Here is an 18,379-nt window from a genome sequence, read left to right on the forward strand (position 1 = left end):
CTTAAAGTAGTAATAGAATTAAGATACAAATAGTATCATTGAATTTCGAAAAAAGATGACTTCTCACGGAGGGGAAACATGGAAATTAATTTAAAAGATTATTTGATGATTATAAAGAAGCGTTGGTGGCTAATTGCATTAATTGTATGTGGTTGTACCCTTCTAACCGCCATGTATACGACAGCCAATTACGTTCCGATTTATCAGGCTTCGACAAAATTGATTGTCAACAAAACATCTGAACAAGGTCAACTAGGCACGGAGCAAATCGATTATGGAGCCATCGGTGTTAATATGGCCCTCATTAATACCTACAAAGAAATCATTAGAACCCCGGCGATTATGGATAAAGTCGTTCAACGCTACCCTGACCTCAACGTATCTACCGACCAATTAATTTCTATTGTTAATGTGTCGAACCTCAATGAAACGCAAGTGATGTCGATTACGGCCCGACATGTTTCCCATGATCGAGCGGTGAAGATTGCGAATGCCGTATCGGATGTTTTCCAAACAGAAATCCCCAAAATTATGAAGGTCGATAATATCACCATTCTGAATAGAGCCAAAGTTCAGGACAATCCTATACCCGTGAATCAAAAGTCAAATCAATACATCATTCTTAGTTTTGTTGCATCGCTCGCTGTTACAGTTGGTATCATTCTTCTGCTGGACGCTTTAGATGATACTTTGAAAACGGATGAGGATGTTCGAGAGGCTTTTGAACTCTCAACCTTAGCTTACATACCGAAAGTGAAAACCAAAGCACTAAGGGCGGCACAGAAAAACAAATCCAGAAAAAAAGTAGAGGATATTGCATATGCCAAAACTATCCACTGATTCTTCCATAACGATGCAAAAGAATCCTAACTCTCCGGCATCCGAAGCTTATAGATCTTTAAGATTTAATATCGATTGTTCGGTATTTGGGCGTGAAGCAAAGACGATTACCGTCACATCTTCAGGCAGAGGTGAAGGGAAAACAACGACGGCTATTAATTTAGCCGTTGCGTATGCACAAACGGGCAAGAAAGTGGTGCTTGTAGATGCTGACCTGCGAAATCCTTCCATTCACTTAACGTTTCGTGAGGATAATGCTAAAGGGCTGACCAATTATCTGGCTAATCAAAGTACATTGCACGAGATCGTACGGGAATCTTATATTGAAAATTTATCATTCGTAACTTCGGGTCCTGCTCCTCAAAATCCTTCCGGCTTATTGGCCTCTCACCAAATGGATGTCTTGCTGGCAGAGCTTAGTGCGACATATGACATGGTTATTGTGGACACAACCTCCATTCTAACAGTAACGGATGCCAAGATTATGGCAACAAAATGCGATGGGACGCTCCTTATCGTCAAATCCGGTAAAGTCAAACGCGGGATCGCCAAGAAAGTGAAAGAAGAGCTCCATCTGGCCAATGTGAATTTAATTGGCGTCGTCATGAATGAAGTGAAAAGCGATTATGCGTCGTCGTACCTTTAATCGTTACGGGAAATCAAAGTAAGGGGAGAGAGTTCATATCCAATGAGAAAAAAACGGCGGAAGCAGCAACCGAAAGTCGTGAGAACCCTTTGTATTTTGACTTTAAGCATTGGCATATTGGCCGGGTGCTCGGATACGGCAGTGAACAATGCAGACAGCAATTCCATGTACAGTGATCAAGCGCCGAAAAGCATTAAAGCCTTCAAGGTCATTAAACAAAAAATCGGTGATCCGTTGGAACGTGCGGCAGAAGCACAATCATCAGCACAATTTGACATTACATCCAAGGCAGCCGGAGATATTGATCAAATTTTGAAAAAACGCGGAGATATGGTTCAAGAAGGCGATGTGATTCTCCGGTTGAGATCCGGCGATCTCCAGACACAGAGAGAAACCGCGGCTATTGCTGTACAAACGGCTCAGGATGCGATAGAAAAAGCGAAAATAAGAGCTAAAAAAGAGACGCAAAACCAAAAGTTAGATATGAGCAATGCCATTCAAAAGATGGAACTGTCGATGACGGGTTTAATGCGAAATTACAATAAAATGAAAAACGATTATGATATCGGACTGGTTACGAAAGCTCAGCTCTACCAGATGGAGACTCAAATGATGAGTGCCCGCATGGATCTGGATCAGCTTAAACAGAAGCTAAGCGCTGTAGAGCCGCAGGAAGTTTCTCCTGAATTGGACGCGCAGCTCAAAAATGCTCAGGTTAACCTGCAGCAGCTTGACCAATCGATGAAAAACCTTGAAGTGAGAGCTACGGTAAGCGGCTTATTGACGGAGATGCCGATGGAGGCAGGGATGGCGCTGCAGGCAGGAGCTAAGGTCGGGGTTATTCAAAGGCTGGACCCGATTAAAATTAAAGCACAGTTATCAGAAGCGGAAACGAACCAAATCGGTAATAAAACTCAGCTTTCTTATTTCGTAGTGGGAGCAAATGAGAAATATAAGGGAGCTATCAGCTATCTCTCCAAAGTGATCGATCCGGAAACGAAGGCCTATGAAATTAATCTTGAAGTGCCGAATAAAGATTTGGCGTTGAAACCTGGCATGAAGCTGAAGCTTCAACTGACGGAAGAGCAGGACCAGATTGTAGTGACCGTCCCTACCTACAGTATTGTTAAAGAAGGTGACAATGCATTCGTATTTGTGCTCAATGGAGACACCGTAGAGAAACGCAGCATTCAACTAGGCAGATTGAACGAGCCTAATCAAGAAGTGCTTTCGGGCCTCAAAGAGGGAGAACTGGTCGTGAAAACGAGTCCAAGTCAGTTAAGCAATAAACAAAAAGTTCAAATGACGGCTATTGAAGAGCAATAAATAAAATTGGAGTGACTTGACTTGAAAATAAATTGGAAACATACGATGGTTATGTTCATTTTATCCGTTTCACTCGTGATTCCATCAGCAGCTTTCCATGTAGCAGCCGATGAAAAATATGCATCAACAACGACGGTGAAAAGCTATTCGTTGACAAGTGATATCAAGGTAGAAGTGAAAAGTATTTTAAACGAATCAACCCCCGAAGGAGCTAGAATCGGCACGGTTGTACGTTTGTATAACGATGGGGATCGCCTGACGGGCGTACCGGAGTATGAAGTTCGTGCCAAGACGCAAGAGGGCTTGGAATATATCATGCGTCCAAGTCAGGCTAACGCCAAAAACATTCAGCCCAAAGAGACGGTAGAGCTTAGTTATATGACGGTCATCGAGCGCTTTGATGTCTTTTCATTAACGGATCTTTCCTTCTATGATGTAGACGAATTCGTTTATCCCAAGCAAGAAAAGAAAATCATATCCCTGCCGATTTCAGACTTAGAATGGAAGGGTGAAAAGGCAGTCCTTACCGATCCTTCTACGACGAAGAAGTGGGAAGATTCGTTTACGATCCCGGTGCTGTCCAGCACGCTGTCATACAAGCCGGTCAGTCTTGCTGAACAGAATACACCGGACGGGCCTATGACCATTGTGGCATTGCTGGCTAAGAATACGGGGGATAAGAAAACCAACATCCCTGACTTCCGGATCAATGGCAAATCCGAGAATAAGATTTACAGCGGAAAGCGAATCGAGAAAGATCCGATCACCCTCGAACCTGGGGAAGAAAACTATGTCCATTATGCCATTCCGATTAGAAACAAGATGGATTTGAAAAGTTTGTCGGTCCTGACGCCAGAAGACTTTGTGGGTGAAGACAACAAACATACCGAATATTTGATTGGCAGATTGACGATTACACCGCCAGGAGCTAACGATGTGCGGTATTTTATGAATCAATTGTCACAATATGAGTGGAATAAACCGCTTCAGATAGACCCTTTAACGAAGCTGATTCGGCCAGAAATCAGTGTTTCCATGGTAGATCTTCGCGTCTATGAAAGTGCGGGAGGCGGATTTAAAGCCGCTGTGGCCAAATTCAAGCTGCTCAATAAGAGTGAAAGCCCCTTGCAGGTTCCTCTCTTTCAGACGGTCCTGACAAGCAGCAGCGGTAATAAATATTTGGGTACAAGACAAAATACGCAGGTAGACACACTCATTCCTAATCTAAGCTACGTCATCTACTATTCCTTCATTATTCCGAATGCCGAAAACGGTGAGCAGTTAGCCATGGAAATTACGGATGGGAAAAGTGTACAGCCCTACAACCTGCCAGTTGCTGCCTTCAAGACGAAAGTTATGGATGAGACGGACGATAAGGATGCCGCCTTCTTTCCTTTCCAAGTCACGTTGAATAATTGGTCAATTGGAATCAACTACAATATGGGACAAGGAAGTGTTCCTTACTCGTATAAAAACAATCTGGATTTCGGCATTAAACTTCAGGATGAAATCGTTGTTGATCAAAGCTTTTCTCAAATGAGACTTGAGTTCGCCGATGCCAAAAACAGAATCATGGCTTCCAAGGTCTTAACCTTTACAGGAGATAATAAGCTGGTTAGCGGAGCACAATCCATTGATTTTAACGCGGACCGATTGGAAAATACCGTCTATCTTCGGATTTATGAAATTATTGATACACCATTTGGTGAAGCAAGACGCCTTGTCCAAACAGTGAAACGATAGGAGAGCGAATGCGATGAACGATGAAACGAAGAAGGTACCCAAATTGTATACTCGCCCCATGGTACTAAGTCAACAGCCGGTTCGCTTTGAGACAGCGCAGAGCTGGAATAAAGGCAAAGGCAATTTGAATCACCCAGGTAAAGGGAATGGCGGCATTAATTATCCCAACCCTCCGTATACCGGACCTCATAATGGCAATGGAAACGGCAAAAATAAGTGAATTTATTCGAGGAGGTTAATGGCTAACTGCCGTTGGCCTCAACGATCAATTAAGTCCCAAGGGGATGTACAATGGCGCGTTTTCACACAATGATTGGAGAGCATCTGGTTCAAATGATTTGCGACTCCGATCAGATGACGTATTGGATTGAGCGAAATTTCCCCGTGGTAGATACGAGCAATCGAAACCCGGATCTCTTCATTCAACTTACAGGGGGATATGGGACACCTTTTGTTGACTATCACGTGGAGATTTCCAAAGAATCGCACAAGATCTTATTTCAAAGGGCAGATTATTGCATCGAGACCAGCTTGGATTATCAGGACTCCAACATTTCTGTGCATAATGAGTTGGCGTTAAAACACGCGCTGATGAATCTATACAGCTCCTATCTGGTCTACCATCAGTGCGGACTGCTGATTCACTCATCCTGTGCGATAGATAAGGGCAAAGCCTATATGTTTGCGGGACACTCGGGGGCCGGAAAATCTACGGCGGCTAAGCTGTCGCATCCCCGGGAGCTGCTTTCCGATGAGGCAACCATTATTAAAATCACTCCTGGTCAGATCACGGTTTACGATTCTCCCTTTCGAAGTGAACTGGTTAGAACAGGTGCAGGAGAGACTAGTCCGTTAACCAACATCTATCTATTGCATCAGGCAATGGATAATCAGCTCGTTCCGCTTAGCAAATCGAACAGCCTTCTTTTTCTTATGAATAAAGTGTTTTATTGGTCTCACAGTTTGGAAGAAACAAGGAACATCTTCCGGCTGCTGCAGCAAGTCGTTCATTCGGTTGCGATTTTCGAGCTGCATTTTCAAAAAAACGAGACATTTTGGGAGCTGATATCCTAATGACCAAATACCTTCGGATGAATGATTATGAGTTTATTCAACTGGATATGGAATGTATTATTTTGAACACGGATGAATTTACGTTGACGAAATTAAATGAAGTAGGCGGTTACTGCTGGTCGTTACTTGGCGTGGCTCAGACAGTAAGCTCCATAAGCGAAGCGGTTCGCGAGGAGTATGCCTCCGTCAGCGAGAGCGTCGAAGAGGATGTTGAAGCCTTTTTAACGGAGATGATAGGGCGGGGTTTGGTCCAATATGCTGTTTCCTAAAGAATCGATCCAACTTCTTACACGTGTGATGGCCAAAAATGGCTGGATTGAACTTCCGGCACGAGGAACAAGCATGTATCCTTTTATCAAAAAAGGTGACATTTGCCGTTTCAGCGTTACTACCGTGGAAAGTATAAAAAAAGGCGATGTCCTTTTATTTCGTACGCTAGGCGGAAACTTGGTGGCTCATCGATTTTGCCGGATGGTCACAAAGAATCAGCAGTTGTATTACCTATGTAAAGGTGACACCAACTTAAAGCATGATGAAGCAATTGGGCTGGATCAATTGATTGGGAAGTTGACTTGGATCGAGCGGAAAAAGCGGATCATCCATACAACGGATCTATTTGCTCATGTTTGGGGAAGGATCATCCTGACATTTCCAATGATAACGTTATTATTAAGATTTTATCTAAATCGGAAAGAAAGCTTTCAAGTCTAGACTTACAGTGGAGTGTCGCGGGTATGATGGGAAGATTGGCCATAAAAGATGTTCGCACGACTTACTCCATATTGAAGCCCTACATGATTACGCATCGTAAGGCATACATGGGGCTATTCCTTTTGTTATTCGTGGATATCGGTTTAACGTTATCCTTCTCATGGTTCTTTGGCCATCTCACGGATGCGGCCATTCATAGTTTTTTTGGACGAATGAAATGGTTGGTGCCTTTAGGCGCGTTACTGGTTGCCGTAAGTATTGCTTCAACGTATCTCACAACACTGTGGGAGACCATCGCAACAAATGGGGTAAAAAGGGACTTCTCCGCTGATGTGTTCAAACATATTATGCAGCTGCCTGGAAAGCACATCGACGGTAAACATTCCGGGGATCTGTTGGCGCACTTCACGAATGATATTCATAATCTAGATGGCATTATTGGCAGCAGCCTTATTTATTTGATTAAATTACCGTTCATCTATGTGGCTGTTTTCATTTACTTGCTTCAAATCAGTTGGAAACTAGCGCTCGTAAGTGTGTTTGTAGCGCCTGTTGCCATGGTTTCCGGGGTTATTTTTGGCTTCATGCTTCGGAAAAATAATCGGCAGATTCAGGATTTAGTAGCTCGAATGAACGTGTTGCTGAATGAAACGTTCAGCGGTTTGTTCGTTATCCGTTCTTTCCTCATGGAAAAGTTCATTTTCGCCAAATATGTAAATAGGAATCAGGAACTATATGCACTGGAGCTGCAGAACGCCAAATTGCGCGGATGGTTTTATGTGGGGAGCCAGGCTGCTGCTTCCGTCACATTTTTGATAAGCCTATGTTTGGGTTCGTACTATGTCTCAAGCGGTGTCTTGACCGTAGGTGCCCTATTAACGTTTATCAACCTTGTTAACCACTTGGTATATCCGCTGACAGAGCTGGCCGGACAATGGGCAGGCCTTCAAAAATCCATTTCCGCCATGGAAAGGATATTTAAGATCCTGGAAATAGAGATTGAATCCGACAGCTTGCCTGAGGCTATTGCCTATAAGCCTATGCTGTCAGCCATTCATTTCAAAGATGTTTCGTTTAGCTATGATGGGCAAAAGCTTGTATTCGACCAATTTCATTTGCAAATTCCGCCCGGAAAGGTCGTTGCTATTGTCGGTTTAAGCGGGGCAGGAAAGAGCACTTTGTTTCATTTGCTTCAGGGCTTTTATTTGCCGCAATCAGGCAGCATTACAATCAACGGCCATTCGACTGCTGCTATGACCGTTTCCGAACAGAGGAGCTTATTCGCTCATGTTTCCCAAGAAACCGTGTTGTTCAGCGGTACGGTCAGAGAGAATCTGCAGCTAGCCAAACCTGGCATCACAGATGCCCAGATGATACAGGCGGCGTCAATTGCCGGCATTCATACCTTTATCACCACTCTTCCGAATGGATATGATACCGAAATCGGGGAGAGAGGCTCCAGACTTTCCGGTGGGCAGCGTCAGCGTATGGCGATTGCACGTGCCCTGTTAAAAGATGCTCCTATCCTTCTGTTGGATGAAGGCACGTCAGCTTTGGACAGCGAAACGGAGTATCATGTGCAAAAGTCGATGGAGAAGCTGTTATATAATCGCACCACATTAGTGATTGCTCATCGACTATCCACCGTACAAAATGCGGATCTCATCCTTGTTATGGATGAAGGAAAGATCGTGCAAATGGGCCGTCATGAAGAGATCATTAGGCAGGAAGGGCTGTATCGTCGATTATACCGGTTGCAAGCGGAGAAAGGAGCTCCTCCAAGTGATGATCATTCCTTTGATACACGCGTTGTATGATCCGCGGGCTTCTTTACCTCAGGATGTTACCTTTTATGAGAAAGCGTTAGAGGATATTGCGTACTTTGGCGTAGCTTCCCAGGTGTATTTCTTAATCCAACAACAAGGCAGAGGGGCGCAAGTTCCGCTCTTTTTTCAAGAACGATTAAAACAAGAATATAATGAAACGTTATATCTCAATCTTTTTATTAAAAATCAAACGGACCGGCTGCTGAAGAAATTTGAGGAGTTGGCGATTTCTGTCATTCCGCTTAAAGGCGTCTATTTGGCTGAAAAATATTTTGGTCACCTTGGAGCTAGAGGGACAACCGATATTGATGTGCTGGTGCAGAAGCATGATTTGGAGCGGGCTATTCAGTGTGTGAAGTCACTGGGATATACCAACGAACAAGAGAGCACAATGTCGCATTTCCACTGGAGCTTATCCAAACCATTGCCCCACTGTTCGGTTCCGCTCACGGTTGAACTCCATTGGGATTTCCTGATCGAGAAAACTTCGAATTTAAATATGGACGAATTTTGGGGAGAAGCGCTGCCGATGGCCTCCTTCCAATATGTCAGGGAGCTGTCTGTTTACCATTCGTTTTACATGATTTGTCTACATGGCTGGAGCCATTATATGAATTCGCCCAAATATTTTATAGATATTATCCAAATTCTCCAGGCAAGGCATGATCAGATTGACTTTAATCGGTTATTAGAAGATGCCGCTGCACATAAAACGCTGCGCAGAATGATAAGAACATTGCTTATCGTGTATCGTTATTTTCCTCATTTATCGGAGATTAAAGAATTGCCGTTGCCATTGCCGCTTCGAAGTAAGCTCAACTTTGAGGGGGCGTACAGGGGAAGAAGCCGTCGAAATTTCAAGCAATTTGTAAGTAAAGTTTATGATAAGTTTTTCAATTTTGATTCCCTTGGACATTCATGGGCAGCGCTCGTTCAATTCGTATGTAACCTAGGAAAAATGATGTTTTCGAGCGAGATGAAAAAGTTTTAGGAAGCAGTTGACAGTAAAGAACGAAGATGATATCCTGAAATTGTTCTCGATAAAGAACAGCAAGTGATCTAATAAATGAAATGTAAGTCGGGGAATTGAACTAGAATTATAAGGCATACGTTCACTTGAACGTTCTTTAAAAAGAACAATTAAGCAGCGAAATGCCAATTACTAATTGTACTGTGGGGTAGAAAATGAGTGCCATCGCCGGGATATTCCATTATGATCAAGAACCGATAAATACGGAACATGGTCATCGTATGATGTTCGATTTAGAGAAATATCCTGCTGACGATATTCAGGTATGGCATCATGAGAAGATCTTCCTGGGCTGTCATGCACAGTGGATCACGCCAGAGTCGATTGGTGAGCGATTACCCTACTATGATCAGAATAGAAAGTTAGCGATAACCGCTGATGCGATCATTGATAACCGAGATGAATTATTTGAGAAGCTTCAAATAGAGCGAGACCGGAGAGCTGGCATACCGGATAGTGAGCTGATTTTACTGGCCTATCACAAATGGGCTGAGGATGCTCCAAAGCATTTGATTGGCGATTTTGCCTTTATGATTTGGGATGAGAGGAAGCAAATGCTTTTTGGCGCCCGGGATTTTTCGGGGAGCAGGACGCTTTATTTTCACTCTAATGCCAAGCGGTTTGCGTTTTGTACGGCCATTGAGCCTTTGTTGACGCTACCCTATGTGAAGAAGGAACTTAACGAACAATGGCTGGCGGAATATTTGGCGATTTCTGCTGTGGTTGAAGCGGTAGATGCTTCAATAACACCGTATCAACATATTGATCAATTGTTACCGTCTCACAGCATTTCGATTACCGGCGGGCAAATAAAGCTTACGAGATATTGCACGCTAACTGCGGGAGAGCGGTTAAAACTGAAATCAAATGATGAGTACGTAGAAGCTTTCCAAGATGTTTTTCGAACAGCTGTCCAATCGCGTCTACGGACGAATCGTGGGGTTGGTGCTCAATTAAGCGGCGGATTAGATTCTGGCTCCATTGTCAGTTTTGCTGCTAATGCTCTAAGCAAGAATGCCAAACGATTGCATACATTTAGCTATATCCCTCCCAAGGATTTTAAAGATTATACGCCCAGGCATTTAATGGCGGATGAACGCCCCTTTATTCATTCGACCGTGCAGCATGTGGGTGGCATTAACGATCATTACTTGGATCTTGAGGGTAAAAACTCGTATACAGAAATTGACGATTTTCTGGAAATAACGGAACTTCCCTATAAATATTTCGAGAATTCCTTCTGGATTAAAGGGATATTTGAGAAAGCGCAGCAGGAAGGAATTGGCGTGTTATTAAGCGGCGCGCGAGGGAATTTGAGCATATCCTGGGGATCCGCTTACGAGCATTACGCCCTGCTTTTAAAAAAAATGAAGTGGGTTCGTCTTGTACAAGAGCTGCATCACTACAGTAGTAAAGTGGGAGGATCAAGGCTGCGGAGGCTTCCTGAAGTGGCAAGAGTAGCCTTTCCGATCATCGACCGAATATTCCCATCAGAGGATAAACCCTATATATTCCCGAGAATTATTAATCAGAATTTAGCTAAAAGAACGAATGTATTTAACAGACTAAAAGACTACGGTATAGATCAAACAGGTTGGTTTTCCTCTAATGCTAATCTGCATGAACTAAGGAGAAAGCACTTCAAGGATGTATTCCACTGGAATACGACAAACACCTTAACGGCAAAGTTGTCACTACGTTACTCGCTATGGCAGCGTGATCCAACCAACGATTTACGGGTGATCCGGTTTTGTCTTTCTGTACCTGAAGAACAATATGTACAAAACGGTGTTGATCGGTCACTTATACGAAGATCTACAGAAAAATTATTACCGGATAAGGTTAGGTTAAATCTGCATTATCGAGGAGTTCAAGGTGCTGACTGGGTTCATCGGATGATTCCGCATTGGGATACATATAAAGCTGAGTTAAAACAACTCAGTAAGGATGATAGAATCTTGAGCTATTTAGATGGTGATGTGTTAAATGCTGCGTTGGTAAAGGTTGAAGCTGGGGCTATACCAGAGTATGCGACCGATGCTGATTATAAGATTTTAATGCGCAGTCTAATCTTATATCGATATATGAAAAAATTTGCTTGAAAGGAGGTGAATATATATGAAAAAAGAATGGAAAAAACCGGAATTAGAAGTGTTGAATGTAAACATGACAATGCTTGATCCTAAAAACGGGAATCACCTCGATCATAATTATCCGACAGGAACGCCTAAAGACCAATTAACATGGAGCTAAGATTAACTTAGCTTAAAAACTAACTAGATTTCTTACATATGTTAAAGCCCTTATACATCTAGACAGTATAGGGGCTTTAACATAATCATGGTAACAATGGAGTGAAATAATGTTAGAAGTCAAACAAAAACTTATCTATAAAGCCTTTGGGTTAACGATATCAAGCGATATGGATTTGCCGGAGTTAATCAAAGTGAGTGAGCAGCAAGAAGCAGCGGATATTGAAATACTTATTGACCCGGATCTTACGCCATTATATTTTGAGTTATCTGATGATCCCAATCAATTTCTAGTCAAAGAGAATTTAACGATGTTTCATATTCCTGAAATCGCAACGTTCTCTATTCAGGATGGGAAAAAAATCACGGTTTCACCGATGAAAGAAGCAGAAGAAGGCGAGATTCGACTTCTCGTTCTTGGAACATGCATGGGTGTCATCTTGATGCAGAGAAAAATATTTCCTCTGCACGGAAGTGCTTTAGCAATTGAAGGTAAGGCTTACGCAATTGTTGGGGATTCAGGTGCAGGGAAGTCAACGCTAGCTTCAGCGTTCATAACTCGAGGGTATCAGCTTCTAAGTGATGATGTGATAGCAATCACGTTGTCACAGGATAACATCCCATACGTTACTCCATCCTATCCACAACAGAAGCTATGGGAAGATAGTCTTACCAAGTTTGGTCTGGTATCCAGCAATTATCAGTCTTTATACGGCAGAGTGGATAAATATTATATCCCGGTATCCACTAGCTACTGTACGGAATCCTTACCTCTCGCCGGCGTGATTGAACTTGTGAAAACAGTGAATGAAGATATAGAGATTCGTCTTATTGAAAAGCTCGAACGTTTCTATCCGCTATTTTATCATACCTATCGCAATTTCTTTATTCCTGGTCTAGGATTAGTCGATTGGCACTTTAAAACATCGGCGAGCATTTTGCATCATATTCAAATGTTTCAATTAAGTCGACCAGTATCCAGCTTTACAGCTCCTCAATTGGTTTCGACCATCCTGGGAACATTAAATTTGGGGGAATAAACCATGATGAATCATGAAACAATTTCACTGCAAGATTGTGTATGTCAAGGAAAAGGGAGCATCGTCAGCGATATGGGCGGTGAAAAAGTCATGCTAAGTGTTCAGAACGGTAAGTATTACAATCTAGGAGAAATTGGTGGTAAAATATGGGATTCTATTGAAAATCCTATTTCCATTGGCCAGTTAGTTTCTACATTAATGCGGGAATATGATGTGGACCAAAACGAGTGCGAGCAGCATGTAATATCCTTCTTAGCACATATGGCAGGAGAAGGTTTGGTTCAAGTTGGAGCTGATGGGCATCGTGAATAAAGTTAGAAGTTTTTTCTCATTAGATACGAAAACAATGCTTTTATTTATAGAAGCTTATATCTATTTGGGGTGGGCGCGTTTGCTACTCTTTCTTCCTTTTTCTAGGGTCGCACCTTCGTTAGGCGCTCAGATGGAGGAAACAACGATTAACCAAATCTTACTTAACAAGGCCACATTAAGCAGAGTTCACGATGCGATTCAGATTATGAGTCGACATACGTTCTGGGAGAGTAAATGTTTGGTTAAGGCTATAGCCGCTTTAAAAATGCTTGAAAAACGTCAAATAGAAAGCACACTGTATCTTGGGACCGGTAGGGACGAGTCTGGCAAAATGGTAGCTCACGCTTGGCTTCGCAGCGGTCCCTATTATATTACCGGAGCCGATGGCATGGAACGGTATGCCGTTGTTGGTAAATTTGCTAAAACAATCAGTCGGTAAATAATGAAGGAGCAGATTATAATGATGGACAATAATGTTCGTTTAGATTCGGCGCCTTTTTCTGATGAATTGAATTTATTGCTATCCATCATGAGAGAGGATCAGGTAGAAATAACGGATATCGATTGGGATAAATTCCTGGCACTCGGAAGACATCATCGGGTTTATTCCATTCTTTTTAACCATCTCAGGAAAACAGATGAAGTGGGGATTCCGCTGAGAGTGAAGCAAGCTCTGAAAAAAGACTATGAAAGCAACACCTTCAATATGCTGCGCTTGAGCGCACAGATGGAAGAGCTCTGTAAGCAGTTCTATAAAACGGATATCCGCGCTATCGTCTTGAAAGGACCTGTTCTTGCAGCTGATCTTTATGGCGATGTGTCCCTTCGAACATCACGCGACTTAGACATCCTGATTCCCATGCAAGATATAAACAAAGCAGAGGAATTGCTCAGAGGGTACGGCTACGTGAAGGAAGAGGAATACAAGACGATACTGAATGATTGGAAATGGAGACATCATCATGTCACCTATATCCACGAAATAACGGGAGTTACCCTCGAGATGCATTGGAGATTAGGCCCGGGTCCTGGGAAAGAGCCTGCTTTCGATGACTTGTGGGAACGGAAACGGATAAGCACGATTACGAGTAATCCTGTCTATTATTTAGGGAGAGAGGATTTATTTCTATTTCTTGCTTCACATGGGGCTCGCCATGGATGGTCCCGTCTTCGCTGGTTGGCCGATATCGATCGGATTTCCAGGCAAAACCTGGACTTCCCTAAACTTTACAAACTGCTGAAGGAATTCAGACTGCTCCATATTGGTGCACAAGCGCTTATTTTGGCTAAACAGCTTTTGAATACTCCGTTAACCGTGGATCTGGAATCAATTACTGCATCCAAGAATGCTAAACAATTAGCAAATGACGCCCTATTCTATATTGGGCAAATGATTAATCTGCACACACCTCCTTTACCGGAGCATGTGGCTAACTATCATAAACGTCATTTATTTTCACTGATGCCGACTCCGCATAAGATCCTTTTCGTCATGAGTTTCTTGTATCCATACCCGGAAGATGCCGAGACACTGCCTTTACCGAAACAATTGCAGTTCCTCTACTTCCCTTTACGTCCTGTCTTATGGGCATGGAGAAAAACATGGAAGCGTAACTTGTCACAGGGAGAAGTGTAATGGAACATCTCTTATATTTTATTAAACAGTTGCATGGCTACGCGGGTAAAATTTTATATGTGAACCTTCTGGCTATGATGCTCATCAGCTTCCTTGACGGCATGGGGATATTTTTATTGCTCCCATTGCTCGGCATCAGCGGTATCATGGACATTAATACGGGATGGAGCTCCCATCTAGGCATCATTAAATTACTGAATGAGCTTCCTAAGTCAGTATCGCTGATCATCATCGTAGGTGTGTATATTGCACTAATAACAGGTCAAAGTTTGATTCAGCGGAATCTCAACCTTAGAGATGTCAAAATCCATACCGGATTTATCAATCACGTAAGATTAGAGACATACAACGCCTTACTTCATGCGAACTGGGACTTTTTCATTAAGAAAAGAAAATCAGATCTCATTAACTCGTTGACTGGAGAGTTGGGGCATGTAACAACGGGATCCTATGTTTTTATGCAGTTCTTAACATCGATTATATTTACTTTGATCCAAGTCGGGATTGCCTTATGGTTATCCGTTAAATTGACGGTCTTTGTCCTATGCTGCGGACTAGTCGTCTCATTCTTTTCTCGTACTTTTATTAAAAAAGCAAACAAGATTGGAAATCAGTCTTTGGAAATCGGGAGAAGTTATATTGGCGGAATAACGGATCACTTCAATGGAATCAAGGACATTAAAAGCAATATGCTGGAGGAGTCACGCCGTAACTGGATGATAGATTGGTGTCAACAATTCGCGCGGGAACGATTCGCAGCTGCTAAAATTAGTGCGAATTCCCAGCTGTACTACAAGGTTTCGTCCTCTCTAATCATTGCTGTTTTTATTTACGCTTCCGTTATGCTCTTCCATACACAAGGACAGCAGCTGATGTTAATTATCCTCGTGTTTTTTAGACTTTGGCCTCGATTTCAAGGTGTTCAGACGAATCTCGAACAAATCGCCACGGCAATTCCTGCTTTTAAATCTTTGAAAGCTTTACAAAATGAATGTCGAGCATCCAGGGAAGTTAAAGAAGAGAATCATGACTTTAATTATGTGAAACCACTTCATATTGGGGATTACCTCGAATGCCGTGATGTGTCTTTTCGATATAATCGCAATGAAGAGGTTCGTTCACTCCAAGATATTAACTTGCGAATTTACTCCAATCAAATGACAGCAGTTGTCGGTAGATCCGGCGCAGGCAAAAGTACTTTAATTGATATCCTGATGGGATTGCTGCAGCCCGAGAAAGGGCAGGTCCTTGTGGATGGAGTTCCCCTTACGGGAACGAATTTATTATCTTTGAGAAAATCGATCAGTTATGTCCCCCAGGATCCGTTCCTTTTTAATGGAAATATACGTGAAAATCTGCTAATGATCGCTCCGGATGCAACAGAAGAGCAGCTCTGGGATGCCTTAGAGTTCGCCGCATCAGCAGAATTTGTCAGGAAGCTTCCTCAAGGGCTGGATACACTCATTGGAGACAGAGGCATCCGGTTGTCGGGTGGAGAAAGGCAACGACTTGTTTTAGCGCGAGCCATATTACGCAAACCTTCCATCTTGATCTTGGATGAGGCGACTAGTTCGTTAGACACAGAGAATGAGACGAAGATTCAAGAAGCGCTGGATCGGCTTCAAGGCAAGTTGACCATTATTGTCATCGCTCATCGATTGTCAACAATACGAAATGCTAATCAGGTTATTGTCATGGATCAAGGGACAATCGTTCAAAGCGGCGGATTTATCAAATTAGCGGAAGAAAAAAATGGGCTGTTTGCGAAATTTCTAGGAAATCAATTGACAGACTTGCAAACGACGGTTGCGAAGTAAATCTAAATTTAATAATTCGGATCATTGACATGTTCTTTATTAAGAACTACAATTGATATGAAAGATAAGGCATCATTCCATTCCCCTCATTGTCGCTTTAATTATTCATGTGTAGTAGTTCACTATAAAGAACGAATGAGATGCCAGTAGTAAGCTCTGGAATATTTATATGATCTAGGGGGCAATATCCTTGAATAATAAAAGCACCAGGATTCCAAAGATTATCCATTATTGTTGGTTTGGCAAAAACGAGCGGCCAGAAATCGTTAAAAAGTGCATAGCCAGTTGGCATAACCATTTAACTGACTATCAATTCATAGAGTGGAATGAAAGCAACTTTGATGTCAACAAAAATGTCTATGTGAAGCAAGCTTATGAAGCAGGTAAATTTGCATTCGTTAGCGACTATGCGAGGGTGTTTGCCCTATATCACTTCGGCGGCATCTACTTAGACACTGATGTTGAAGTGTTCAAATCCTTTGACGACCTACTGCATCATGAGTCATTCTGGGGATTTGAGCAGGAAAATTTTATTGCAACGAGTACGATCGGGGCTGCGAAAGAAAATAAGCTGATCAAAGTTTTTATGGATTCCTATCAGCATAAGAACTTTATTCGGCAAGATGGCTCCTTTGATTCATTGACCAACGTTGCCTTGATAACGAGGATGTTAGGAGACTGGGGAGTTAAGCCCAATGGCCTCTATCAAGAGATCAGCGAGGTTGGCACTTTTTATCCTCAAACGTATTTTTCCCCCTATGATTACATTAACTGCAGAACATTTATGTCCAATAATACTTATGCCATGCATCATTTTTATAAGAGCTGGTTGCCGCCTAAAGCAAGGTTTAAAGGTCAGATGAAATGGATGCTGGCCAAAGTAATTGGTGGCAACAATATCGCAAGAATGAGGGAAGCGCTCAGGAGGATCCAATGAAGAATATATTAATTGCATCCTTTGATATGGAAGTAGGGGGTGTAGAGAGAAGTCTGGTCAGCATGCTTGATCAGTTTGACTATAACTCGCATGAGATTGATTTAATGCTCTACAAACATCAAGGTGAGTTTATGAATTTAATTAATGATAAAACTAATTTATTAAGTGAAGTCCCGCAGTACACCACTTTTAGAAAGTCAATTGGACAGACTTTTCAAGATAAGCATTACACGATCGGCATATCAAGAGTCCTATCCAAGTTACATGCGGAGATGTTTAGACGAATCAGACGGGTGGCTGAGCCGGGATATTACCAAATGCAATTGATGTGGAAATATGCGCTGCCCTATTTACCTCAAGTTGAGAAAGAATATGACGTGGCAATCAGTTATTTATGGCCTCATTATTTTATAGCCCATAAAATTAAAGCAAAGAAGAAGATAGCCTGGATCCATACCGATTACTCCAATGTAGAAACAAACGTACAGATGGATCTGGAAATGTGGAGAGAATTTGATCACATTGTAGCCGTCTCGGATGCATGTAAGGAATCATTTTTATCCAAATATGGGGAATTAAAAAATAAGGTAATCGTTATAGAAAACATTACCTCTCCAGACTTTATTAAAGTTATGGCTGATAAAGAATCAGCTAAACCTATGATGAATGATCAAAGATTTAAATTAATGACCGTAGCTAGACTATCGCATGCCAAAGGAATTGATAATGCTGTAAAGGCTTTAAAGCTGTTAAAAGATAAAGGCTATAAGGAGATTGCATGGTATGTAGTAGGATACGGTGGGGATGAAGTCGCAATAAGGGAGTTAATTGAAAGCAATGGATTACAGGACCAATTTTTCCTATTAGGCAAGAAAACGAATCCTTACCCGTACATAAAAGCTTGTGATCTGTATGTACAGCCATCCAGGTATGAAGGCAAAGCAGTCACCGTAACGGAAGCGAAAATTTTAGGTAAGCCTGTCTTGATTACGAATTATGCTACCGCGAAGAGTCAGGTCGAGGATGGTATTGATGGGGTTATCTGTGAACTTAATATAGAAGGAATAGCAGCTGGAATAGAGCGGCTCTACAAAAAATATGAGCTAAGAAACAAACTAATTAACCATATTACGAATCAAGACTACAGTAACACGTACGAATTAGAAAAGCTGTATGGGGTGATGTAGAC

At 42.2% G+C, this 18,379-nt stretch carries 19 protein-coding genes; all 19 read left to right on the forward strand.

Annotated elements, in window-relative coordinates:
- The first annotated feature begins 78 nt into the window (after nucleotides 1-78).
- A complete protein-coding gene (locus PCH02S_RS18450) occupies nucleotides 79-840 on the forward strand; it encodes a YveK family protein (RefSeq protein ID WP_127455414.1) in 762 nt (253 codons plus the stop codon).
- Nucleotides 821-1,486, forward strand: a complete 666-nt coding sequence (locus PCH02S_RS18455; protein WP_127455415.1) for a CpsD/CapB family tyrosine-protein kinase — start codon at nucleotides 821-823, stop codon at nucleotides 1,484-1,486. Before PCH02S_RS18450 ends, PCH02S_RS18455 begins: the two co-directional genes overlap by 20 nt.
- 42 nt (nucleotides 1,487-1,528) lie before the next feature.
- The gene (locus PCH02S_RS18460; RefSeq protein WP_127455416.1) at nucleotides 1,529-2,812 is read left to right on the forward strand and encodes an efflux RND transporter periplasmic adaptor subunit; all 1,284 of its coding nucleotides are present in this window, start codon (nucleotides 1,529-1,531) and stop codon (nucleotides 2,810-2,812) included.
- A gap of 21 nt (nucleotides 2,813-2,833) precedes the next feature.
- Nucleotides 2,834-4,555 (forward strand): hypothetical protein, encoded by a 1,722-nt coding sequence (locus PCH02S_RS18465; RefSeq protein ID WP_127455417.1) that lies wholly within the window; start codon nucleotides 2,834-2,836, stop codon nucleotides 4,553-4,555.
- Nucleotides 4,556-4,568: 13 nt separating this feature from the next.
- On the forward strand, nucleotides 4,569-4,775 hold the full coding sequence (locus tag PCH02S_RS18470; protein ID WP_127455418.1) for a hypothetical protein: 207 nt from the start codon (nucleotides 4,569-4,571) through the stop codon (nucleotides 4,773-4,775).
- 71 nt (nucleotides 4,776-4,846) lie between these two features.
- Nucleotides 4,847-5,629 carry a hypothetical protein gene (locus PCH02S_RS18475; protein WP_127455419.1) on the forward strand — a complete coding sequence of 261 codons (783 nt, stop codon included), beginning with the start codon at nucleotides 4,847-4,849 and terminating at the stop codon, nucleotides 5,627-5,629.
- Nucleotides 5,629-5,898 carry a PqqD family protein gene (locus PCH02S_RS18480; protein ID WP_127455420.1) on the forward strand — a complete coding sequence of 90 codons (270 nt, stop codon included), beginning with the start codon at nucleotides 5,629-5,631 and terminating at the stop codon, nucleotides 5,896-5,898. The genes PCH02S_RS18475 and PCH02S_RS18480 overlap by 1 nt, the downstream gene beginning before the upstream one ends.
- Nucleotides 5,885-6,340 carry a signal peptidase I gene (locus PCH02S_RS18485; RefSeq protein WP_127455421.1) on the forward strand — a complete coding sequence of 152 codons (456 nt, stop codon included), beginning with the start codon at nucleotides 5,885-5,887 and terminating at the stop codon, nucleotides 6,338-6,340. Before PCH02S_RS18480 ends, PCH02S_RS18485 begins: the two co-directional genes overlap by 14 nt.
- Nucleotides 6,341-6,363: 23 nt before the next feature.
- A complete protein-coding gene (locus tag PCH02S_RS18490) occupies nucleotides 6,364-8,157 on the forward strand; it encodes an ABC transporter ATP-binding protein (RefSeq protein ID WP_127455422.1) in 1,794 nt (597 codons plus the stop codon).
- Complete coding sequence (locus PCH02S_RS18495; protein WP_246069157.1) at nucleotides 8,126-9,157, forward strand: nucleotidyltransferase domain-containing protein; 1,032 nt, start codon at nucleotides 8,126-8,128, stop codon at nucleotides 9,155-9,157. Before PCH02S_RS18490 ends, PCH02S_RS18495 begins: the two co-directional genes overlap by 32 nt.
- Before the next feature lie 194 nt (nucleotides 9,158-9,351).
- Nucleotides 9,352-11,298, forward strand: a complete 1,947-nt coding sequence (locus PCH02S_RS18500; RefSeq protein WP_127455424.1) for a lasso peptide isopeptide bond-forming cyclase — start codon at nucleotides 9,352-9,354, stop codon at nucleotides 11,296-11,298.
- A gap of 16 nt (nucleotides 11,299-11,314) precedes the next feature.
- A complete protein-coding gene (locus PCH02S_RS18505; protein WP_127455425.1) occupies nucleotides 11,315-11,449 on the forward strand; it encodes a paeninodin family lasso peptide in 135 nt (44 codons plus the stop codon).
- A gap of 109 nt (nucleotides 11,450-11,558) precedes the next feature.
- Nucleotides 11,559-12,488 carry a phosphoenolpyruvate carboxykinase (ATP) gene (locus PCH02S_RS18510; protein ID WP_127455426.1) on the forward strand — a complete coding sequence of 310 codons (930 nt, stop codon included), beginning with the start codon at nucleotides 11,559-11,561 and terminating at the stop codon, nucleotides 12,486-12,488.
- 3 nt (nucleotides 12,489-12,491) lie between these two features.
- Nucleotides 12,492-12,800 (forward strand): lasso peptide biosynthesis PqqD family chaperone, encoded by a 309-nt coding sequence (locus tag PCH02S_RS18515; protein WP_127455427.1) that lies wholly within the window; start codon nucleotides 12,492-12,494, stop codon nucleotides 12,798-12,800.
- Nucleotides 12,784-13,239 carry a lasso peptide biosynthesis B2 protein gene (locus PCH02S_RS18520; protein ID WP_127455546.1) on the forward strand — a complete coding sequence of 152 codons (456 nt, stop codon included), beginning with the start codon at nucleotides 12,784-12,786 and terminating at the stop codon, nucleotides 13,237-13,239. Before PCH02S_RS18515 ends, PCH02S_RS18520 begins: the two co-directional genes overlap by 17 nt.
- A gap of 24 nt (nucleotides 13,240-13,263) precedes the next feature.
- Entirely contained in the window at nucleotides 13,264-14,436 is a 1,173-nt protein-coding gene (locus tag PCH02S_RS18525; protein ID WP_127455547.1) for a nucleotidyltransferase domain-containing protein, read from the forward strand.
- Complete coding sequence (locus PCH02S_RS18530; RefSeq protein WP_127455428.1) at nucleotides 14,436-16,253, forward strand: ABC transporter ATP-binding protein; 1,818 nt, start codon at nucleotides 14,436-14,438, stop codon at nucleotides 16,251-16,253. Before PCH02S_RS18525 ends, PCH02S_RS18530 begins: the two co-directional genes overlap by 1 nt.
- A gap of 190 nt (nucleotides 16,254-16,443) precedes the next feature.
- Entirely contained in the window at nucleotides 16,444-17,190 is a 747-nt protein-coding gene (locus tag PCH02S_RS18535) for a glycosyltransferase family 32 protein (RefSeq protein ID WP_127455429.1), read from the forward strand.
- Nucleotides 17,187-18,377, forward strand: a complete 1,191-nt coding sequence (locus PCH02S_RS18540) for a glycosyltransferase (protein ID WP_127455430.1) — start codon at nucleotides 17,187-17,189, stop codon at nucleotides 18,375-18,377. Before PCH02S_RS18535 ends, PCH02S_RS18540 begins: the two co-directional genes overlap by 4 nt.
- The last annotated feature ends 2 nt before the right edge of the window (nucleotides 18,378-18,379 follow it).

It is taken from the genome of Paenibacillus chondroitinus NBRC 15376, assembly GCF_004000765.1.
Classification (GTDB): domain Bacteria; phylum Bacillota; class Bacilli; order Paenibacillales; family NBRC-103111; genus Paenibacillus_E; species Paenibacillus_E chondroitinus.